Annotated in this window: 20 protein-coding genes; 8 read left to right on the plus strand and 12 right to left on the minus strand. The window is 70.4% G+C overall.

Annotated features, from left to right (window positions below; translation table 11 throughout):
- Positions 1–254: 254 nt before the first annotated feature.
- Entirely contained in the window at positions 255–1,586 is a 1,332-nt protein-coding gene (locus ACQEVZ_RS57710) for an FAD-dependent oxidoreductase (RefSeq protein ID WP_433385037.1), read from the plus strand.
- A 43-nt stretch (positions 1,587–1,629) separates the two neighbouring features.
- On the opposite strand, the gene ACQEVZ_RS57715 is transcribed toward ACQEVZ_RS57710, so the two are convergent.
- From ACQEVZ_RS57715 to ACQEVZ_RS57745, 7 genes are all read right to left on the minus strand, one after another.
- Positions 1,630–3,012: a pectate lyase gene (locus ACQEVZ_RS57715; RefSeq protein ID WP_433385040.1), complete on the minus strand. Its 1,383-nt coding sequence runs from the start codon at positions 3,010–3,012 to the stop codon at positions 1,630–1,632.
- A gap of 143 nt (positions 3,013–3,155) precedes the next feature.
- The gene (locus ACQEVZ_RS57720; RefSeq protein ID WP_360571814.1) at positions 3,156–3,500 is read right to left on the minus strand and encodes a cupin domain-containing protein; all 345 of its coding nucleotides are present in this window, start codon (positions 3,498–3,500) and stop codon (positions 3,156–3,158) included.
- Positions 3,488–4,504, minus strand: a complete 1,017-nt coding sequence (locus tag ACQEVZ_RS57725) for a Gfo/Idh/MocA family protein (protein WP_433385044.1) — start codon at positions 4,502–4,504, stop codon at positions 3,488–3,490. The genes ACQEVZ_RS57720 and ACQEVZ_RS57725 overlap by 13 nt, the downstream gene beginning before the upstream one ends.
- Positions 4,501–5,805: a mannitol dehydrogenase family protein gene (locus ACQEVZ_RS57730; RefSeq protein WP_433385047.1), complete on the minus strand. Its 1,305-nt coding sequence runs from the start codon at positions 5,803–5,805 to the stop codon at positions 4,501–4,503. Before ACQEVZ_RS57730 ends, ACQEVZ_RS57725 begins: the two co-directional genes overlap by 4 nt.
- Positions 5,793–7,085, minus strand: coding sequence for an enolase C-terminal domain-like protein (locus tag ACQEVZ_RS57735; RefSeq protein ID WP_433385050.1), 1,293 nt, complete (start codon positions 7,083–7,085; stop codon positions 5,793–5,795). The genes ACQEVZ_RS57730 and ACQEVZ_RS57735 overlap by 13 nt, the downstream gene beginning before the upstream one ends.
- Positions 7,082–8,518, minus strand: coding sequence for a glucuronate isomerase (uxaC, locus tag ACQEVZ_RS57740; protein WP_433385053.1), 1,437 nt, complete (start codon positions 8,516–8,518; stop codon positions 7,082–7,084). Before uxaC ends, ACQEVZ_RS57735 begins: the two co-directional genes overlap by 4 nt.
- Positions 8,511–9,728 carry a Gfo/Idh/MocA family protein gene (locus ACQEVZ_RS57745; protein WP_433385056.1) on the minus strand — a complete coding sequence of 406 codons (1,218 nt, stop codon included), beginning with the start codon at positions 9,726–9,728 and terminating at the stop codon, positions 8,511–8,513. Before ACQEVZ_RS57745 ends, uxaC begins: the two co-directional genes overlap by 8 nt.
- A gap of 145 nt (positions 9,729–9,873) precedes the next feature.
- Between ACQEVZ_RS57745 and ACQEVZ_RS57750 the strand changes: the two genes are divergently transcribed.
- From ACQEVZ_RS57750 to ACQEVZ_RS57770, 5 genes are all read left to right on the plus strand, one after another.
- Entirely contained in the window at positions 9,874–10,854 is a 981-nt protein-coding gene (locus ACQEVZ_RS57750) for a LacI family DNA-binding transcriptional regulator (RefSeq protein WP_360571802.1), read from the plus strand.
- Between the two features lie 81 nt (positions 10,855–10,935).
- Positions 10,936–12,183, plus strand: coding sequence for an ABC transporter substrate-binding protein (locus ACQEVZ_RS57755; protein WP_433385060.1), 1,248 nt, complete (start codon positions 10,936–10,938; stop codon positions 12,181–12,183).
- A 10-nt stretch (positions 12,184–12,193) separates the two neighbouring features.
- Positions 12,194–13,153 carry a carbohydrate ABC transporter permease gene (locus ACQEVZ_RS57760; RefSeq protein WP_425552284.1) on the plus strand — a complete coding sequence of 320 codons (960 nt, stop codon included), beginning with the start codon at positions 12,194–12,196 and terminating at the stop codon, positions 13,151–13,153.
- Positions 13,150–13,980 (plus strand): carbohydrate ABC transporter permease, encoded by an 831-nt coding sequence (locus ACQEVZ_RS57765; RefSeq protein WP_344504632.1) that lies wholly within the window; start codon positions 13,150–13,152, stop codon positions 13,978–13,980. Before ACQEVZ_RS57760 ends, ACQEVZ_RS57765 begins: the two co-directional genes overlap by 4 nt.
- A gap of 5 nt (positions 13,981–13,985) precedes the next feature.
- Positions 13,986–14,609 (plus strand): hypothetical protein, encoded by a 624-nt coding sequence (locus ACQEVZ_RS57770; protein WP_344504631.1) that lies wholly within the window; start codon positions 13,986–13,988, stop codon positions 14,607–14,609.
- Between the two features lie 158 nt (positions 14,610–14,767).
- Here the strand turns inward: ACQEVZ_RS57770 and ACQEVZ_RS57775 are convergent, their stop codons facing one another.
- From ACQEVZ_RS57775 to ACQEVZ_RS57795, 5 genes are all read right to left on the minus strand, one after another.
- Positions 14,768–15,340: a TerD family protein gene (locus ACQEVZ_RS57775; protein WP_425552283.1), complete on the minus strand. Its 573-nt coding sequence runs from the start codon at positions 15,338–15,340 to the stop codon at positions 14,768–14,770.
- Positions 15,341–15,380: 40 nt separating this feature from the next.
- Entirely contained in the window at positions 15,381–16,016 is a 636-nt protein-coding gene (locus tag ACQEVZ_RS57780; RefSeq protein ID WP_344504629.1) for a TerD family protein, read from the minus strand.
- A gap of 50 nt (positions 16,017–16,066) precedes the next feature.
- A complete protein-coding gene (locus tag ACQEVZ_RS57785; protein ID WP_344504628.1) occupies positions 16,067–17,227 on the minus strand; it encodes a DUF475 domain-containing protein in 1,161 nt (386 codons plus the stop codon).
- Between the two features lie 50 nt (positions 17,228–17,277).
- Entirely contained in the window at positions 17,278–17,862 is a 585-nt protein-coding gene (locus tag ACQEVZ_RS57790; protein ID WP_344504627.1) for a TerD family protein, read from the minus strand.
- Between the two features lie 188 nt (positions 17,863–18,050).
- Positions 18,051–18,185, minus strand: a complete 135-nt coding sequence (locus ACQEVZ_RS57795) for a hypothetical protein (RefSeq protein ID WP_344504626.1) — start codon at positions 18,183–18,185, stop codon at positions 18,051–18,053.
- Here ACQEVZ_RS57795 and ACQEVZ_RS57800 point away from each other — a divergent pair.
- Both ACQEVZ_RS57800 and ACQEVZ_RS57805 read left to right on the plus strand, forming a co-directional pair.
- Positions 18,184–18,762 (plus strand): TerD family protein, encoded by a 579-nt coding sequence (locus ACQEVZ_RS57800; RefSeq protein ID WP_344504625.1) that lies wholly within the window; start codon positions 18,184–18,186, stop codon positions 18,760–18,762. The two genes, ACQEVZ_RS57795 and ACQEVZ_RS57800, sit on opposite strands and share 2 nt — an antisense overlap.
- 37 nt (positions 18,763–18,799) lie before the next feature.
- Positions 18,800–20,002: a toxic anion resistance protein gene (locus tag ACQEVZ_RS57805; protein WP_433385069.1), complete on the plus strand. Its 1,203-nt coding sequence runs from the start codon at positions 18,800–18,802 to the stop codon at positions 20,000–20,002.
- The last annotated feature ends 1 nt before the right edge of the window (position 20,003 follow it).

Consider the following 20,003-nt stretch of genomic DNA (forward strand, 5'->3'; position numbering starts at 1 on the left):
CCCCGGCCCGCACCGGAGGCGCGCGGTGAGTTCGGGTCCGCGACGGATGCTCTCGGTGGTCAGGTGCGCGACAGGCGGGCGGCGAACGTGCAGCGTACGGGCTGATACATGGTCGTGAGCGCGGCCACTGTCCCGTTGCGGACGGTGACGAAGGCTTCCGTGGATGGAATCGCCGTGGCTACGGTGAGCGCACAGCCAACCACACATCTCCGGAGGATCCCTTGTCACCCAAGGACCGGTCCGGTCATGCCGTCGTGCTCGGAGCAAGTATGGCCGGGCTGCTCGCCGCGCGTGTCCTGAGCGAATCATTTGCGAACGTCACCATTTTTGACCGCGACACCCTGCCCGCCGGCGCCGCCGGCCGCAAGGGCGTGCCGCAGGGCGAGCACTCGCACGGGCTCCTGGCCAGGGGCCGGCAGGTGCTCGAGGAGCTCTTCCCCGGCATCGTCACCGAGCTGACCGCCGAGGGCGCGATCCCGGTCGACCTCATGCGCGACTGCGTGTGGGTCACCGGCGACCGGCCGATGCCCCGGGTCGTGTCGGGGCTGGCCGGGCTGTGCGTGAGCCGGCCGCTGATCGAGGCCGGGGTCCGCCGCCGGGTCCGCGCCCTGCCCAACGTCGTGATCCTCGACGGGCACGAGGCGACCGGCCTGCTCTTCGACGGCCGGAAGGTCACCGGCGCGAAGGTCCTGCCGGCCGGCGGGAGCGAGCACGACATCGCCGCGGACCTCGTCGTCGACGCGACCGGCCGCGGCAACCGCGGACCGACGTGGCTCGCCGCGCTCGGGTTCGAGCGGCCCGCCGAGGAGCGGGTCGACCCCCTCACGGTCTACGTGTCCCGCGACTACCGCCGGGTCCCCGGCCGGGAGGACTTCGCGGCCGTCGTCAACTCCCCCAACGCCGGCCGCCCGTTCGGCGCGGTCGCGATCGCCGCGGACGGCGACCGGTGGATGGTGACGCTGCTCGGTGTCGGCGCGGGCCAGGCGCCGCCGACCGACCCCGACGCCTACGCGGAGTTCACCGCGAAGCTGGCCGACCCGCGGGTGCACGAGCTGCTCAGCACGGCCGAGCCGCTCGGCCCGCCGCTGCGGATGCGGCTGCCGGCGAGCGTGCGGCGGCGGTACGAGCGGATGGACCGTCTGCCGGACGGCTTCGTCGCGATCGGCGACGCCATCTGTGCCTTCAACCCCGCCTACGGGCAGGGCATGACCGTCGCGGCCGCGGAGGCCATCGAGCTGCGCGACGCGCTGCGGGCCGGCCGGGCGGGGCTGCCGCGCCGGTTCTACGCGAAGGCGGCGAAGGTCGTCGACGTGCCGTGGGACATCGCCGTCGGCGCGGACCTCGCCAACCCGGAGGTCCAGGGCGAGCGGACCGGCAAGACCCGGTTCCTCAACGCGTACGTGGCGAAGATCCAGACCGCGTCGGGCCGCAGCGCCGCGGTCGGGCGCCGGTTCCTGCAGGTGGCGAATCTGATGCAGGCGCCGCCGGCCTTGTTCGCCCCGGGCATCGTCGCGCGGGCCCTGTGGTTCGGGCGCAAACGACCGGCCGCGGTACAGGCGCCGCAGCGGCAGAAGGTCTCCGCATAAACCAGACGGAGGGGCCCCCGCACGGGGCCCCTCCGCCGACCGGTCACGCCCAGATGATGTCGGTGTCCGGGTTGTACAGGCAGTTGGTGCTGTCCGGGCCGCTGCCGATGTGGCTCGGCTCGCTGCCCTTCGGCACGCCCTTGTACTTGTCGCAGATGATCGTCTTGTGGGAGCTGTCGCCCACCACCGTGATGCGGCTGAAGCGCGCGGTGTCGCCCCAGTTGGTGTTGATGCCGGCGATCACCTTCGTGGACTTGGCGGTGATGTTGTCCACCACGACGTTGCGCTGGTAGGAGTTCGTGCAGTTGCCGCAGGCGCGGTACAGCTTGCCGGCGTTCTCGACGTAGAAGCCGGAGATGTTGACCGTGCCGTTGCCGTTGTGCTGGAACACCTTGTCGCTGGCCGACTTCGCGCCGCCGCCGATCACGTAGCTGGTGCCGCCGCCCGTGCCGAGGAACGTCGCGGCGTCCTCGCCCACGTCCTCCCACCACACGTTCTGGATCGTGCACGTGCCGAGGCAGTGGATGCCGTCACCGGCCGGCGCGCCGATGATCACGTTCTTGATGGTCGCACCGTTGGCCAGCTCGAACATCGGGTCCTGGCTCTCGCTCTGCCCGCCGTCACCGATGCAGCAGTAGCGCTTCATCCCACCGTCGAGCGTGCCCGACACCGGGATGGTGCCGCTGACGCTCGCGTCGCCCGACTTCGTCGGCCAGCCGCTGCTGGGCGGCGGCGGGGACGACGACGTCGGCGGGGTGTCGGAGACCGTCGGAACGGGCGTGGTGGGGCTGTTGCTGGTTCCAGGTCCGGCGGCGTCGGTCACCGTCACGTCGTCGAACGAGGCCGACGCGTAGCCGGTCTGCACACCGATCCGGCCGGTCGCCGCCACCGAGCTGGTGCCGGTGGCGATGGTGGCGCCGTCGACCTTGCCGGTGATGCTGCTGCCCGAGACGGTGATGCCGAGGGTGTACCAGCTGCCGGTGCTGACCGTGCGGCTGGCCGAGCCGAGGACCGTGACCGAGCCGCTGTTGACGGCCTGCAGCTGCACCGAGTTGCCGGGCAGCAGCGCCAGCCGGTAGAAGGTCGTCGAGCTCTTCGCGCGGGCGAGCAGCCCGACGAACCCGTTCGACGCCAGGGACTGCGGCTTCACCCGGGCGGTGACCGTGTAGTTGGTCCACGAGGTGCTGCCGGCGAAGTTGCGGGCGTTCTCGCTGCCCGCGCTGCTCTGCTGCATCGCGCCGTCGACGACCGACCAGGTGCCGCCGGACTTCGACCAGTCGTTGGTGTTTCCGTCGGCGAACGTGTCGCTGAACAGCGTCGCGGCGAACGCGACCTGCGTGCTGATCGCGGCGACGGCGGTGAAGGCGGCGACACCGGCGGCCAGGATCGGCCACCGGCGGCGCCGGTGCTTGCGGGGTGGTTCCATGCGATGCCTCCGGAAAGGAGATCGGTGGGGGCGTCGCGTGCACGGGGTGTACGGCTCTGTGGGCGGACTGGGCGGGTCAGCCGATGCGCGCTGTACGGAACGGCTCAGGAAAGCGCATTCCTAGTAGCAACGTAGACCGGCACCTATGCCTGGTCAAGCTTCCCGAGGTGCATCCACGTGAAAACCAGGGGGACGTCGCCGTCGCTGACGAGGTGGTGGTCCTCGCCGGGCGGGATGATGAGCAGGTCACCGGCGCGGAACGTGTCCGCCCGCGCGCCGTCGATCTCGACGTGGCCGCTGCCCTGCACGATGGTGAAGATCTCGGGGACGTCGTGGGTGTGCCGGTCGGACTCGGCGTGGGTGCGGTGCCCGGCGTCGTCGTAGCGGCTGATGCCGCCGCGGATGACGGGACCCCAGCCGGCGCCGATCGCGGCGAGGGTGGCGGGGGTCCCGCCGTCGGGCAGGTCGGCGACGGTCAGCTTGCGCATGGCAGGTCTCCTACTTCACTGAGCAGTGCGTGCCGCGCGGCGGCGGCGCGCACGAGGTCGGCGATGCCGGGCAGGGCGACGCCGTCGTCGTGGGCCACGCCGGCGAGCGGCACGGGGTCGGGTGCGGCCATGATCTGTTCGGCGAGGGTCGTGAAGGGCAGGGTCCGCGACAGCGGCGCCAGCAAGGGGTCGCCGGAGAGCAGGTTCTCCAGCAGCGACACCCTGCCCGGCAGGACGGCGCCGTCGAGGCGGTCCTCCGGGTACACCATGTGGGCGGTGCCCCGGGTGCCGGTGACGGTGATGTCGCCGGCGATGAACTCGGTCGAGGCGAGGGTGACCGCGACCGTCACGACGGGCCCTTCCGCGGGGGTGAGCCGCAGCGCGGCGGTGTCCTCGACCTCGATGTCCCTGCTGCGGAAGCGTTCCAGCTCCAGGGTCCACGGTGGACGGACGCCGCCGATGGCGAGGGCCTGCATGAGCGCGTGCGCGAACGGGTTCACGAGGGCCCCGTCGACGGCGCGCCGGCCGGACCACGGTGAACGCGTCCAGTACGACAGCGGCCGCCACCACGCGCCGGCGACCGCGATGTGCGTCAGCTCGCCGAGGTCCAGCGCCGCGAGCGCGGGCAGGGTCGGCGAGCCGAGCGCCTGGAAGCCGACCTGGCAGCGCCGCCCGGTCGCGGCGAGCGCCGCGGACAGCCGCTCGTGCGCGGCGACGTCGAGGACCGGCGGCTTCTCCAGCAGCAGGTCCGCGCCGGCGTGCACGGCGTCCAGCGCGATCCCCAGGTGGGTGTGCGGCGGGGTGCAGATGACGACGTAGTCCGGCTTGTGCTCGGCGAGGAGCAGCCGGTGGTCGTCGTACACGGGAAGCTCCTCGCCGAACATCGGCTGGACCTCGCCGAGGGCGACGAGACGGACCCGGTCACCGAGCGCCGCGATGTTCTGCCGGTGCCGCCGCCCGTGGCCGGACGCCCCGATGAGCGCGATCGTGGGGGTGGCGCTCACAGGGCCGCCAGGGTGGCCGCGGCGCCGTGCCGCTCCAGGTCGCGCAGCCACCGCTCGATCTCGGCGCGCAGCGGCGCGTCGTCGGCGAGCCCCGGGGACAGCATGGTGAGCCGCTGCTCCGTGGACGCGCCCCGCAGCCGGTCGGCCAGGGGGTCGTCGAGGGGCAGCTCGGTGCCGTCGTCGGCGCGGCCGCCCACGAACCGGATCCAGGCGGCGAGGACGAGCGCGGCGTACACCGGCACCTCCCCCGCGGCGCGCCGGTCGGCGACGGTGCCGAGCAGGCGCTGCGGGAGCTTCTGGCTGCCGTCCCCGGCGACCTGCAGCGTGCGGTAGCGCAGCGCGCTGTTGGCGAAGCGGCCGAGGACCTGCTGCCCGTACTCGTGAACGGGCAGCGACAGCGTCGGCGCGATGTCGGACTCGATGAACGCCTCCATCGCCGCGCGGTAGCCGGGCAGCGCGAGGGCGGCGTCGATGGTCTGCGCGCCGGCGAGGACGCCCAGGTATGCCAGGGCGGAGTGCACGCTGTTGAGCGCCCGGAGCTTGCGCAGCTCGTAGGGTGCGGTGTCGGTGGTGAGGGTGACGCCGGCGAGCTCCAGCGCGGGCCGCCCGCCCGGGAAGTCGTCCTGCACGACCCACTCCCGGAACGGTTCGGCGGCGATGGCGGCCTCGTCCCTGGCGCCGATGAGGGACTCCACCGTCGCCAGGGTCTCCGGTGTACTGGCCGGCACGATCCGGTCGACCATCGTGCCCGGGAAGCTCAGCAGCTCCATGACGTCGGGGTCCTGCAGCGCGTCGCCGACGAGGCCGCGCAGCAGCTCGCCGTTGCCGTTGAGGTTGTCGCAGCTGACCAGCGCCAGCGGAGTCTCCCGCAGCCGCAGCCCCCGCACCAGCAGGTCGAGCACGGCGGAGCCGGGCGCGTAGGCCTTCTCGGTGACGGTGAACGTGACGACCTTGATCGCCGGGTCGGCGATGCGGCCGAGGACGGCACCCGGCTCGGACCCGGCGTGCAGCACGCTGTCGAACGCGCCGACCACCCGGGCGCTCGCGTCCGGCCCGTCGACGGTGAGCACGCTGTACAGCATGTCCTGCGCGCGCAGCGCCTCCAGGACGTTCCGGGAGCTGGGCGCGACGCCGACGATCCCCCAGTCGCCGCCGCCCTTGGCGATCGCGTCCTCGATGTACACCGCCTGGTGCGCCCGGTGGAACGCGCCGAGCCCGAAGTGGAGGATGCCGGCGCCCACGTCGCCGGGCCGCACGGGCGGCTCGACCTTCAGGGGCGTCGAGAGGCTCAGGCGCGCCATGCCGGCCCGTCCGGGAAGGAGAACTCGGCGATCGACCCGGGGCGCAGCTCGACGCTGTACCCGGGGTTGACCGGCAGCCGGTAGCGGCCGTCGACGACGGTGACCGGGTCGGTGAAGTGCTCGTGCAGGTGGTCGACGTACTCCACCATCCGGCCCTCCATGCTGCCGGTGATCCGCAGGTAGTCGAAGAACGCGAGGTGCTGCACGTATTCGCACAGTCCGACGCCGCCGGCGTGCGGGCAGACCGGCACGCCGAACTTCGCCGCCATGAGCAGCTCGGCGAGGACCTCGCCGACGCCGGCGACCCGGCACGCGTCGATCTGCATGACGCGGATCGCGTCGGCCTGCAGCAGCTGCTTGAAGATGACCCGGTTGGCGGCGACCTCGCCGGTCGCGACGCGGCACCGGCCGCCGGTGATCCCGTCGAGGGCCCGCTGGATGCGGGCGTGGCCGAGGACGTCGTCGGCGTGGGTCGGCTCCTCCATCCAGTACGGGTCGACCTCGGCGAGCCGGCCGAGGTTGGCGATCGCCTCGTCGACGTCCCACACCTGGTTGGCGTCGAGCATGAGCAGCGCGTCGGGGCCGATCTCGGACCGGATGATCCGGGCGCGGCGCACGTCGTCGTCGATGGCGCCGCCGACCTTCATCTTCACCGCGGTCCAGCCGTCGGCGACGGCCTGCCGGGTCAGCGCGCGGACCTTGTCGTCCGGGTAGCCGAGCCAGCCGACCGACGTCGTGTAGGAGGGCAGGCCGGCGGCGCGTGCGTGGGCGAGGCGCTCCTCGTACTCCGGCAGCCCCTTGTCGAGGATCGCGGCGGCCTCGTCGCGGGTGAGGGCGTCGGTGATGTGCTGGAAGTCCACGGCGGCGAGGAGGTCCGCGGTCGGCAGCTCGGCCAGCAGCTGCCACAGGGGCTTGCCGGCCAGGCGGGCCCGCAGGTCCCACACGGCGTTGAGGACGGCGCCGGCGGCGAGGGCGATGACGCCCTTCTCCGGGCCGAGCCAGCGCAGCTGCACGTCGGCGGTGAGGGTGCGGGACCCTTCGGCGGTGCACAGCTCCTCGACGGTGTGGCCGACGACGTGGTGCTCGAGTGCCCGCACGGCGGCGCAGGTGATCTCGTTGCCGCGGCCGTTGGTGAACGTGAGGCCGGTGCCGGTGACGCCTTCGGCGGTGGTGAGCTCGACGTAGGTGGCGGAGTAGTCGCCCCGGTTGATCGCGTCGGACCCGTCGCCCGCCGCGGCGGTGGGGAACCTGACGTCGTGGACGGTCAACCCGGTGATCATTGTGCTCCTTCAGCGACACGGGCGCCGACGGTGCGCGCGTAGACGCGCTTCGGCAGGTGGTAGGCGAGGTCCGCGATGGTCTCGGCGGCCTCGTCCAGGGGCAGGCGGTGCTCGGCGACGAGCCGGGCGAGGAACCCGGCGTCGACGCGGCGGGCGACGTCGTGCCGGACGGGGATGGAGCAGAACGCGCGGGTGTCGTCGACGAACCCGGCGGTGTTGGCGAAGCCGGCCGTCTCGGTGACCGTCTCCCGGAAGCGGCGCAGCCCCTCGGGGCTGTCCAGGAACCACCAGGGCGCGCCGAGGAACACCGCGGGGTAGCCGCCGGCGAGCGGCGCCAGCTCCCGGGTGAACGTGGTCTCGTCGAGCGTGTAGAGCACGACACGGAAGCGAGGGTCGGTGCCGAACGCGTCGAGCAGCGGCTTCAGCGAGCGTACGTACTCCGTCGGCGAGGGGATGTCGCCGCCGACGTCGCGGCCGTGCCGGGCGAAGAGGGCGGTGTTGTGGTTGCGGGCCGCGCCCGGGTGCAGCTGCATGACGAGGCCGTCCTCGACGGACATCCGCGCGAACTCGACGAGCATGTGCGCGCGGAAGCGCTCGGCGTCGCGGCTGTCGGCCTTGCCGGTGAGGGCTTTGTTGAACAGCGCGGCGGCGTGCGCGACCGGCAGCGCCAGGGTCGCCGCGGTCGGGTGGCCGTGGTCGCTGGAGGTGGCGCCGGCCGCGATGAACGCCTGCCGCCGCTCCCGCAGCCGCTCCAGGAACTGCGGGAACGTGGTCACGCCGAGCTGCTCGATCCGGCCGGCCCAGCCGGGCCACTCGAAGTCGACGACGTCGTCGGGGCGGAACGTGGTGATGACCCGCCCGCCCGGCCCGCCCCAGCCGTCGGCCTCGAGCTTGGCGTGCGCGGTGAGGTCCGACAGCGGCGACTCGGTGGTGGCGAGGACCTCGAGGTTGAACCGCTCGAACAGCGCCCGCGGCCGGAACGCGGGGTCGGCGAGACGCTCGGACAGCAGGTCGTAGACGAGGTCGGCGGTGTCGACGCGCAGCGGCACGGTGACGCCGAAGACGTCGCAGAGGACCCGTTCGGTCCACAGCCGCGACGGGGTGCCGCGGAACAGGTGCCAGTTGGCGGCGAGGAGCCGCCAGATGGTGCGCCCGTCGGTCTGGGTGGGGCTGCCGTCGACGGTCGGCACGCCGAGCTCGTGCGGGGCGATGCCCTGGCTGGCGAGCATCCGGGTCACGTAGTGGTCGGGCACGACGATGAGCCTGGCCGGGTCGGGGAACGGCCGGTCGTCGGCGATGATCGCCGGGTCGACGTGGCCGTGCGGGCTGATGAGCGGGAGGTCCTTCGCGTGCCGGTACAGCTCCCGCGCGATCGACCGGAGGCCGGGCTCGGCGGGCAGCAGCTGGTCGTCGTGCAGCAGCGTCTTAGTCATTGCGAATCCTGACGGGCAGTCCGAGGGCGATGGACTCGTTGGCGGCCAGGCCGATGCGCAGCGCGCGGGCGCCGTCCTCGGCCTCGGCGGCGGCGACGCCGAGCCCGGGATCGTTGCTGTCGGGCCTACCGAGCAGGTCGGCGAGCATGCGGGCGTCGCCGCCGCCGTGGCCCTCCCGCTCGTAAGGGATCGGGATCTCGCGCGGCTCGCTCCAATGTGGATGGACGCGCAGCGTGGCCCGGCCCGGCTCGTCGCCCTTGATGAGCCCGGTGGCCCCGGCCGCGACGTGGTCGCTCTCGACCACCTCCAGCTCGAGGCGGCCCTTGCTGCCGTTGAACATCACCCGGTAGCCCTCCCAGGGGGCGTAGGCGGTCAGGTGATAGGTCATCGTGGCGCCGCGCGCATAGCGGACGAGGACGGCGAGGTCGTCCTCGATGGTGACGCCCGGCGCGAAGACGTCCTGGTCGCGCTGGTATCCGTCGCTGGTGCCGGTGTACAGCTCGTCGCGGTGCGGGTCGCTGCCGAGCGCGAACCGGTCCCGGGGCGCGCCGGCGCCGGCGCCGGCCTCGCCGTAGAAGAACAGCCGGCCCTGCGCGTAGACCTCGGCGGGCTCGTCGTCGAGCCACCAGTTGACCAGGTCGAAGTGGTGCCCGGACTTGTGCACGAGCAGGCCGCCGGAGTTGGCCTTGTCGCGGTGCCAGCGGCGGAAGTAGTCGGCGCCGTGCCGCACGTCGAGCAGCCACTCGAAGTGCACGGATCCGACCTCGCCGATCTCGCCCGACGCGATCAGTCGCTTGAAAGTTTCATGGAGTGGGTTGTACCGGTAGTTGAAGGTCACCCGGACGCGGCGGCCCGTTCGCCGCACCGCGTCGAGGATTCTGGCGCAGCGCTGCGCGTCGACCGTCATCGGCTTCTCGGTGAGCACGTCGCAACCGGACTCCAGAGCGGCCACGATGTACTCGTCGTGGACCCGGTCCACGGTGGTGACGATCGCGACGTCGACCTTCTCCTCGTGCAGCATGCGGCGGAACTCGGTGGCTGGGTAGGTGGGGACCGGCGCCGGCAGCCGTGCGTTGTGCACGGCAAGGCGGTGCGGCTCCGGATCGGCGAGCGCGACGAGCGCGCAGGTGTCGCGATGCGGCCCGGTGAGTGCGCGCGTGAACATCTCAGCGCGCGATCCGGTGCCGACGATCGCGTAGCGGGTGTGCATCGGTTGTCGCTCCCTGGAACTGCTGCAGGCGACTGCAAAGGGTTGCAGCGATACTGTGCTCCACCGCCGCACGTCGGGTCAATACCCCTGGATTTCTGCATTCACAGGCGTTGACACGGCAGCAACCGTTTGCATTAATGACTCCGTGCCCGCCACTATTCGAGATGTAGCCCGCGCCTCCGGCGTCCATGTCTCCACCGTGTCGCGCACGTTCTCAGCACCGCATCTGGTCAACCCCGACACCCGGAGCAGGGTGCTGTCCACCGCGGAGAGCCTCGGCTACCGGCCCAACCGTGCGGCCCGCGCGCTCATCACCGGGCGGACGCACAACATCGGCCTGATCGTCGCCGACATCGCCAACCCGTTCTTCCCACCACTGATCAAGGCGGCGGAGTCGCAGGCCCGGCAGCGGGACTACCACCTCTTCGTCGCCGACACCAACGAGGACCCGGTCATGGAGGAGCAGCTCGTCCAGGCCCTCGCCAAGCAGGTCGACGGCGTGCTGCTGTGCAGCCCGCGCATGAGCAACGACCTGATCGAGAAGCTGCGCCGCGAGGTGCCGCTGGTCGTGGTGAACCGGGCCGTCGAGGGGCTCCCCGCGGTGGTGATGGACGTGTCGAACGGCGCGAAGGCCGCGATCGAGCACCTCGTCGGTCTCGGCCACACCGACCTCGCCCTGCTCGGCGGGCCGCGTGGCTCATGGACCAACCGGGAGATCCGGCGCTCCGCGACGGCCGCGGCGAAGGCCGCCGGGGCCAACCTGAACGTGCTCGGACCGCACCAACCGACCGAGGCCGCCGGCGCCGCCGCGTGCGACGCCGTGCTGGCCACCGGGGCGACCGCCGTGCTGGCCTACAACGACCTCATGGCGATCGGACTGCTCGAAGCCCTCCACGACCGGGGCGTCAGCGTCCCGGGTGAGCTCAGCGTCGTCGGCATCGACGACATCTCGCTCAGCCGTCTGATCCGCCCCAAGCTGACCACGGTCTCCACCCCGACCGCGGCCGCCGGGCGGGCGGCCGTCGACATGCTCCTGCAGCACGACGACGAACGCCGCACGAACGCGCTGGTGACGCTCCAGACGGAGCTCATCGTGCGCGACTCGACCGGGCCCAACCCACATTGATCCCGAGCTTCCACCGTCAGGGAGTGACACCCCATGTCCGGAACACCCCGCCGTAGACTTCTGGCAACCGCCGTCGCAGCCGTGTTGCTCGCTCCGCTCGCCGCCTGCGGCGACGAGGGCGGCGAGGCACCAGCGGTCGACTCGACCAAGCCCGTCGAGCTGAGCATCTTCTGGTGGGGCGGCGACGCCCGTGCCAAGCTCACCGAAGAGGCGCTCGCGCTCTACACGAAGAAGCACCCCAACGTCACGTTCAAGAAGACGTGGCAGGCCAACCAGGGGTACTTCGACAAGCTCGCCACCCTCACCGCGGGCAACGACGCACCCGACATCTTCCAGATCGACGACAACTTCCTCACCGAGTACGCGTCGCGCAACGTCACGCTGGACCTGACGTCGTACCAGAAGTCGAACAAGCTCGACACGTCGAAGTTCCCCGAGAGCCTGTGGAAGTACGGCGTCGTGGACGGCAAGCTCGCCGGCGTCGCGTTCGGCGAGAACACGCAGGGCCTGGTGTTCAACAAGACCAAGCTCGCCGCGGCGAACCAGCCGCTGCCGACCACCGGCATGACGTGGGAGGCGTTCGTCGACTGGGCCGCGACGGCGACCACGGCCACGAAGGTCCCCGGCACGCAGGACCCGAGCGCGGACTACAAGGCGTTCTGGATCTGGCTGCGCCAGCAGAACAAGGACCTGTACAAGGACAAGGAGCTCGGCTTCACGGCGCAGGACGTGACCGCCTGGTTCGACCTGTGGAAGGGCGCCCGGGACCGCAAGGCCACCCCGACCGCCGACGTGATCCGCGAGGGCAACGCCACAGACATCACCAAGCAACTCGTCGTGACCGGGAAAGCGCTTACCTCGTGGGTCTGGGTGAACCAGCTGCCCGAGCTGCAGAAGAACACGAAGGACGAGCTCGGCGTCGTGGCGTACCCCGGCGACCCCAAGGCGCAGTGGGCCCGCGCGGCGCTCTACTTCTCCGTCTACCGGGGCAGCGACAAGAAGGACGTGGCGGTCGACGTCATCAACTTCCTCGCCAACGACCCGGAGGTCGGCAAGGTCCTCGGCACCGACCGCGGCCTGCCGCCGAACCTCGACATCCGCGCCTCGGTGCTGGGCACCGTCACCGACGCGGCGATGAAGACCTCCATCGAGGTGGAGAACACGCTCGGCAAGACGTTCGGGCCCTCGCCGCAGGTCCCGCTGAAGGGGCACAGCACGCTGCGCTCCGAGCTGATCAAGGCCGCCGAGTCGGTGCAGGCCGGCAAGGCCACCCCCGCGCAGGCCGCCGAGGCCTTCATCACGGCCGCGAAGTCCGCAATCTCGAAGTGAGGCTCTTCCAGTGGCGCTGACCACCGCGCCGGCACCTTTGCACCGAGCGGCGAAGGGGCCCCGCATCGAACCGCGGGGCCCCCGTCGTGAAGGGCTCGCCGGCTATCTCTTCCTGACACCGTGGCTCGTCGGGCTGGCCACCATCACGGCCATCCCGATGCTGATGTCGCTGGTGCTGAGCTTCACCGACTACGACATCCTGTCGGACTGGTCCGAGCTCAACTGGGTCGGGTTCGACAACTACCAGCGGATGTTCACCGAGGATCCGACGTTCTGGCACGCCGTGCAGGTCACGGTGCTGTTCGCGGTCATCGCGACGCCGCTGAAGCTCGGCGCCGCGCTCGGCGTCGCGCTGCTGCTCAACAAGGCGGTCCGCGGCGTCGGGCTGTACCGCAGCCTGTTCTACCTGCCGTCGCTGCTCGGCGGCAGCGTCGCCCTCGCGATCGTCTGGGTCTCGATGTTCAGCCGGGACGGCTCGTTCAACGAGCTGCTGTCCGTGTTCGGCATCGCCGGCCCCGGCTGGGTCAACGACCCCGACTACGCGCTCGGCACGCTGATCCTGCTGGCGATCTGGCAGTTCGGCGCGCCGATGGTCATCTTCCTGGCGGGCCTGAAGCAGGTCCCGGTGGAGCTGTACGAGGCGGCGTCGGTCGACGGCGCGGGCGCGTTCCGCAAGTTCCGGTCCATCACGCTGCCGATCCTGTCGCCGGTCATCTTCTTCAACCTCGTGCTGGAGACGATCCACGGCTTCCAGGGCTTCACGTCGGCGTTCGTCATCAGCGGCGGCACCGGTGGGCCCGTCGACTCGACCCTGATGTACACGCTCTACCTGTACATCAAGGGCTTCACCGACTACGAGATGGGCTACGCCTCCGCGCTCGCGTGGGTGTTCCTGCTCGCCGTCGGCCTGCTCACCGTCGTGCTGTTCAGCACGGGCCGGTTCTGGGTGCACTACGGGGATGAGCGATGAAGTCGATCCTGCGCACGGTGGTGATCCTCGCGCTGCTCGGGGTCATCCTCTACCCGCTGTTCTGGGTGCTCGGCAGCTCGCTCAAGAGCCAGCCGGAGATGCTGAGCAACGCCGGGGTCATCCCGGAGTCGTTCACCCCCGGCAACTACCCGAAGGGCTGGTCGCACCTCGACACCAGCTTCGGCCGGTTCTTCCTCAACAGCACGATCGTGTCGCTGCTGGTCGTGGTCGGCAACGCGCTGTCCTGCCTGCTCGCCGCCTTCGCCTTCGCCCGGCTGCGTTTCCGCGGGCGGGCCACCTGGTTCGCGGTCATGGTCGGCACGCTGCTGCTGCCCGGCCACGTGCTGATCGTCCCGCAGTTCATCGTGTTCCGGCAGCTCGACCTGGTCGGCGGCGAGTTCCCGTACCTGCCGCTGATCCTGCCGCACTTCCTGGCCACCGAGGCGTTCTTCGTCTTCCTGATGGTCCAGTTCATGCGCGGCATCCCCCGCGAGCTCGACGAGGCCGCGAAGATCGACGGCTGCACCACGTTCGGGGTGTTCCGCAACGTGATCCTGCCGCTGAGCCGCCCGGCCCTCGTGACCACGGCGATCTTCTCGTTCATCTGGACCTGGAACGACTTCTTCCGCCAGCTGGTGTACGTGTCGGACCTGCCGAAGTACACGGTGCCGGTCGCGCTGCGGCTCTTCATCGACTCGCAGGGCCAGTCGGAGATCGGGCCGATGTTCGCGATGTCGGTCCTGTCGCTGCTGCCGGTCTTCCTGTTCTTCCTCGCCTTCCAGAAGATGCTCGTCGAGGGCATCAACACCTCCGGCCTGAAGGGGTGAGCGCCGTGGCGCGTCGCGGGTTCACGGAGACGGTCACGGTGGCGGCCGACCTCGCCCTGGTCGGCATCGCCGTCACGGTGTGCAGCCTGCCGGTGCTCACCGCCGGCGCGGCCGTGCACGCGGGCTCGGTCGCCGTGCGCGACGTCATCGAGGGCTCCGCCGTGCGGCCGTCCCGGCTGTGGCGGGTGTTCGTGCGCTCGCTGCTGCCCGGCGCCGTCTGCACGGTCGCGGCCGCCACCCTCGCGTGGCTCCTGTTGTTCAATCTCGGCGCCGTCGCCTCAGGCCGGGTCCCGGGCGGGTTGCCCGTGCTCGTGGCGACCGGCGCCGTCGCCGCCGCACTGCTCGCCGCCGGCGCTCTCGGCGTCGTGCATCTGGCCCACCACGGTTCATGGTCAGGTGCGCTGCGTTGGGCGGCGGGCACCGTGTGGCGGCAACCGCTCACGGCGGCGATGGTGGCCGGGGTGTCATCCATCGCCGCCGTGATCGGCGCGATGATTCCCGTGACGGCTCCGCTGCTCGTCGGCTACCTGTTGTTCGCGGTGCACGTGATCGCCGCCCGCCGCCTTTCCGAGCCGGCCCCGGATTCCGAGCAGATCACGGTTTCCGGGCCGTCCCCGGTGCGGGGCTGAATCGCTTTCCCTGTCGCATTTCCGCCGCCGCCCGTGTACGGATTCCGCCGTGCACGGGCGGCGCCGTTTCCGGGCGTTTCCGGCCTCCGACGGGGTATCCGGAAAACGCCCGACGCCCGCCCCGCGGTCTCGCGGGACGGGCGTCGTGACGGTTTCGATCAGAGGTGGCCGGCGACCGCGGGGAGCAGGTCGCGGAACGTGCGCCCCGAGGCCTGGGTGCCGAGCGCGGTCATCGTCCAGCCCTGCTGGTCGCGGGTGACCTTGGCCATGACCTGCGCGGTGTGCGGGCCCGAGCCGCTGAGGTCGAAGCGGGCCAGCTCGGCGCCGTTCGTCTCGTCGACCAGCCGGCAGTACGCGTTCTCGATCTGGGCGAAGCTCTGCCCGGTGAACGAGTTGACCACGAACACCAGCGTGCGGACGTTCAGCGACAGCGCGACCAGGTCGACGATGATGCTCTCGTCGTCGCCCTCGCCCGCGCCGGTGACGTTGTCGCCGGTGTGCTGGACGGCGCCGTCGTTGCTGCGCAGCTGGCGGAACCACACCTGGTCGACGAGCTGGTTGGCGCTGTCGAACAGCAGGCAGGACGCGTCCAGGTCGATCGACTGGGTCTTCAACCCGCCGAACAGGCCCTTCTTCTTCATCGCGTCCCAGCCCAGGCCCATGCGGACCTTGGTGAGCGTGCCGCCGCCACCCTTCACGAGGGAGACGGACTGGCCCTTGCTCAGACTCACACCCATACGTATGCCTTCCCGATTACTGTCGGCGAAGCTGTCATTTCCGTCCGGCCGCCCAGCGCATGCCCCAGCCGTAGGTCTCGTCGAGCAGGCGCTGGCCGCCGCGGATGTAGCGGACCTCACGGCGCACCGACACGTCGTTGCCGTTGCCCTCGATCATGGCGATCGCGCACATCATGGCAGCCGGGTCCGGCTCGTCGAGGTGGATCTCCAGCTGGGGGCCGGCGACCGGGAACAAGGTCACCACGGCCTGGGCCGCGGCCCAGTTGGGGGTGCCCTCGTAGATGAACGCGAACACCAGGATGCGGCGGATGTTCGCCGCATACCGCAGGTCGACGAAGAGGTTCTCCCCGCCGGTGCTGGTGCCGCTCCGGTCGTCGCCGTCGAGGCGGCAGATCGGGTCGCGGCCCAGGGTGTGCACGTCACGCAGCGAGTCGCCGAGGGCCTGGACCACGCCCTTGGAGCCGTCGCTGTACTCGTAGAGGCAGCCGAGGTCGAGGTCGACGCCCTTCGGCTTGCGGCTGAACAGCCCGCCCTTGGCGGCGGGCTGCGCCCAGTTGAGGTTGACCCGGAGGATGCCCGCGGCCCCGCCCTGCTTGGCAAGCGAGACGGCCGGCGCCGCCTTGGTCAGCGTGACCTTGGACAGCGAGACCGGGTTGTTCGGATTCGTCACGGCGTTGCCTGCCTTCCCGGACGGGGTACGCGGGTTTGAGTTGCGGGAGGTTACGAACGGCCGGCGAGGCTCTCGGCCCGCTCCTCGGCCGCCTCGGCGGCGCTGTTGCGCCGGTTGAGGACCACCGAGGACAGGAACGCGGCGAGGATGAAGCCGACACCGATCAGGCCGGTGATGACCTCGGGCACCTCGAACTTGATCCCGACCAGCAGGATCGCGGCGAGGGCGCCGATCGCCCAGTGCGCGCCGTGCTCGAGGAACACGTACTCGCTCAGGGTGCCCTTGCGGACCAGGTAGACCGTCAGCGACCGGATGTACATCGCACCGACGCCGAGGCCGGCGGCGATGACGAAGATGTTCTGGCTGATGGCGAAGGCGCCGATGACACCGTCGAAGGAGAACGACGCGTCGAGCACCTCGAGGTAGAGGAACAGGAAGAACGCGGCCTTGCCGGCCACCTGCACGACGGCGTTCGGGCCGCCGGACTTGCCCTTGTCGATGTCGCCGGCGTCGCCGTGGATGCCCGCGGCGGCCTTCTCGTCCTCGTCCTCTTCCTCGTCGTCGCCGAGGCCGCCCGCGTTCTCGAAGAGCTCACCGAGGCTGTTGACCAGGATGTACACGGCGATACCGAGCACGCCGGAGACCATGACCGTGCCGACGTCCTTGGCGAGGGTCTCCGCCACGATGACGAGGACGGCCAGGGAGATGACCACGGACAGCTGGTCCAGCTTGCCGATCTTCGCGAGCGGCTTCTCCAGCCAGGTCAGCCAGGTGTGCTCGCGGGTCTCGAAGATGAAGTCGAGGAAGAGCACGAGCAGGAACATGCCGCCGAAGGCGGCGATGCTCGGGTGCGCCTCGTGCAGCAGCGCGGCATAGGTGCCGGGCTCGTCGACCGACCCGCCCTCGAGGGCGAGCCGGACGACGTCGACCGGGTTGAGCTGGGCGGTGATGCCGACCAGCAGCAGCGGGAAGACCAGGCGCATGCCGAAGACGGCGATGAGCACACCCACGGTGAGGAACAGCCGTTGCCACCAGGCGTTCATCCGCCCGAGGACGGTCGCGTTGACCACGGCGTTGTCGAACGACACCGAGATCTCCAGCACACACAGGATCGCGACGATCAGGAACGCGGAGGGCCCGCCGAGGAAGAAGGCGGCAATGAGTGTCGCCACGGTGACCGCCAGCGACCAGCCGAATGTCTTCAGGAACATCTGTCACACCGTTTCGGGCTCATCAGGGAAGTTGCGGTGCGCCGACCTTACTATCCGACGTTGACGCCGAAGTCCCCGGCGATGCCCCGCAGGCCGGATGCGTATCCCTGACCGACGGCGCGGAACTTCCATTCCTCGCCATTGCGGTACAATTCGCCGAACACCATCGCGGTCTCGGTGGAAGCGTCCTCGCTGAGATCGTACCGCGCGAGCTCGACGCCGTCGGCGCTGTTGAACACGCGGATGAAGGCGTTGCGGACCTGGCCGAAGGACTGCGAGCGGGTGTCGGCGTCGTAGATGGACACCGGGAAGACGATCTTGTCGACATCGGCGGGCAGGCCGGCCAGGTTGACCTTGATCTGCTCGTCGTCGCCGCTGCCCTCACCGGTCAGGCTGTCACCGGTGTGCTGGATGTGGCCGTCCGGGGTGGCGAGGTTGCCGTAGAAGACGAAGTGCTTGTCGGAGTAGACCCGGCCCTCGGCGTTCGTGGCGATCGCGGAGGCGTCGAGGTCGAACTCGGTGCCGGTCGTCGTGCGGACATCCCAACCGAGGCCGACGGTCACCGCCGTCAGACCGGCGGGACCCGCCTGCTTGGTCAGTGAGACGTTGCCACCTTTGGTCAGGCTGATGCCCATACCGATCTCCCAGTCATTCAGTGTTGACTACAGGTTTGCCTGCGGTTCCCCCGGCGTCAGGCGGCGCCAAGGGCTGATCATGATGTTGCCCGCCCGACAGTATCGTCCGCCCGCCAGCAAGGGCCGGCGTTCACCGTTCCTACGGGCGCGTCCGCTTGAAGGGTTGGGGTAGGCTCCGGCTTGTTCGATCAATGTTCGACAGTAGCCGGAAGCGCGTTAGCTTTGAAGGCGGCTCCGGTGTCGTCGATCAGCCGGATGAATATATCCGACAGGCCGATCGGACATGGTTGACGACCATAACGAGAGCGCGAGGAGAGTTCCATGTCCGTCACCCTCACCAAGGGCGGCAATGTCTCGCTCACCAAGCAGGCGCCGAATCTCCGCGCGGTGATGATCGGCCTCGGCTGGGACGAGCGGGCCACCACCGGCGCCGAGTTCGACCTGGATGCCAGCGCCCTGATGCTCGGTGAGAACGGCAAGATCCTGTCCGACCAGCACTTCGTCTTCTTCAACAACCTGAAGAGCCCCGAGGGTTCGGTCGAGCACACCGGCGACAACCTCACCGGCGGTGGCGACGGCGACGACGAGAAGATCCTCGTGGACCTCGCGGCGGTGCCCGCCCAGTGCCACAAGATCGTGTTCCCGGTCTCCATCTACGAGGCCCCGCAGCGCGGCCAGTCGTTCGGCCAGGTCCGCAACGCCTTCATCCGGGTGGTCAACCAGGACGGCGGCGCCGAGCTGACCCGCTACGACCTGACCGAGGACGCCTCCTCCGAGACCGCGATGATCTTCGGCGAGCTGTACCGGCACGGTGGCGAGTGGAAGTTCCGGGCCGTCGGTCAGGGGTATGCCTCGGGCCTCGCGGGGATCGCCCGCGACTTCGGCGTCAACGTCGGCTGAGCTGCACCAACGCGAGTTGATGGGAAGGGTTCCTGCGATGTCCGAACTCGATCTCGGTGGCCCCCCGCAACAGGGCGCACTGGTGCTGACGCCCCCCGCGCCCGTCGTGGTGGTGGAGCCGCAGCAGGCGGCCGGTGCCGTGCCCGTCCAGACGGAGAAGCAGCTCGAGCTCCGGCAGAAGGCGGCCGCCTTCGTCGAGGAGCTCGCCGCGATCGACACCAACTCGCCCGCCTTCCAGCAGAAGGTCGCCTCGATCACCTCGATGGGCGAGCAGGACATGCGCGCGGCGGCCGGGATGTCCAACCGCATGTTGGAGCGTCCCGCCGCCGCGATGGGCCGCGGCCGCGGCCGCGCCTCCACCGACGACGCCCAGGTCAGGGTCGCCAACACCCTCGTCGACCTGCGCAGCACGATCACCGAGCTGGACCCCAACCGGGCCGACCTGACCGGGGTGCAGAAGGTCCTGAAGTGGCTGCCGGGTGGCGACAAGATCGACCGGTACTTCGCCAAGTACAAGTCGGCCCAGTCGCACCTCAACGCGATCATCGTCGCGCTGGAGTCCGGTCAGAACGACCTTCGCAAGGACAACGCGGCCATCGAGACCGAAAAGGTCAACATGTGGACCACGATGGGCCGCCTCGCGGAGTACAACGAGCTCGCCGCGGCCCTCGACGAGGCGATCGCGGCGAAGGTGTCGGCCCTGGAGGCCTCGGGTCAGACGGAGGCCGCGGCGACGCTGCGCTCCGACGCGCTGTTCCCGGTCCGGCAGCGCCGGCAGGACATCATGACCCAGATGGCGGTCAACGTGCAGGGCTACATGGCCCTCGACCTGGTCCGGCGCAACAACCTGGAGCTCATCCGGGGCGTCGACCGGGCGCAGACGACCACCATCGCGGCGCTGCGCATCGCGGTGATCGTGTCGCAGGCCCTGGCCCGGCAGAAGCTCGTGCTGGACCAGATCACCCAGCTCAACACGGTGACCTCGAACCTCATCGAGGCGACGTCCCAGCAGCTCAAGACGCAGGGTGCGGCGATCAACCAGCAGGCCGCGTCGGCCACCATCGACATCAACAAGCTCCAGGCGGCGTTCGACAACGTCTTCGCCACCATGGACGCGGTCGACACCTTCCGCGCGCAGGCGGTCGACTCGATGGCGCAGACGGTCCACGCCCTGGAGGGGCAGATCGAGCGGGCCAAGCCGTATCTCGAGCGCACGCTGCGCGGCCAGCAGACCGGCTGAG

It is taken from the genome of Dactylosporangium sp. CA-152071 (assembly GCF_050936335.1).
Taxonomy (GTDB): Bacteria; Actinomycetota; Actinomycetes; order Mycobacteriales; family Micromonosporaceae; genus Dactylosporangium; species Dactylosporangium maewongense.

Bases quoted from the DNA above. Each gene is read 5' to 3' on its own strand.
- ACQEVZ_RS57715 (WP_433385040.1), bottom strand. From the start codon at position 3,012: ATGGAACCACCCCGCAAGCACCGGCGCCGCCGGTGGCCGATCCTGGCC.
- ACQEVZ_RS57720 (WP_360571814.1), bottom strand. From the start codon at position 3,500: ATGCGCAAGCTGACCGTCGCCGACCTGCCCGACGGCGGGACCCCCGCC.
- ACQEVZ_RS57730 (WP_433385047.1), bottom strand. From the start codon at position 5,805: ATGGCGCGCCTGAGCCTCTCGACGCCCCTGAAGGTCGAGCCGCCCGTG.
- ACQEVZ_RS57735 (WP_433385050.1), bottom strand. From the start codon at position 7,085: ATGATCACCGGGTTGACCGTCCACGACGTCAGGTTCCCCACCGCCGCG.
- uxaC (WP_433385053.1), bottom strand. From the start codon at position 8,518: ATGACTAAGACGCTGCTGCACGACGACCAGCTGCTGCCCGCCGAGCCC.
- ACQEVZ_RS57745 (WP_433385056.1), bottom strand. From the start codon at position 9,728: ATGCACACCCGCTACGCGATCGTCGGCACCGGATCGCGCGCTGAGATG.
- ACQEVZ_RS57765 (WP_344504632.1), top strand. From the start codon at position 13,150: ATGAAGTCGATCCTGCGCACGGTGGTGATCCTCGCGCTGCTCGGGGTC.
- ACQEVZ_RS57785 (WP_344504628.1), bottom strand. From the start codon at position 17,227: ATGTTCCTGAAGACATTCGGCTGGTCGCTGGCGGTCACCGTGGCGACA.
- ACQEVZ_RS57790 (WP_344504627.1), bottom strand. From the start codon at position 17,862: ATGGGCATCAGCCTGACCAAAGGTGGCAACGTCTCACTGACCAAGCAG.
- ACQEVZ_RS57800 (WP_344504625.1), top strand. From the start codon at position 18,184: ATGTCCGTCACCCTCACCAAGGGCGGCAATGTCTCGCTCACCAAGCAG.
- ACQEVZ_RS57795 (WP_344504626.1), bottom strand. From the start codon at position 18,185: ATGGAACTCTCCTCGCGCTCTCGTTATGGTCGTCAACCATGTCCGATC.
- ACQEVZ_RS57805 (WP_433385069.1), top strand. From the start codon at position 18,800: ATGTCCGAACTCGATCTCGGTGGCCCCCCGCAACAGGGCGCACTGGTG.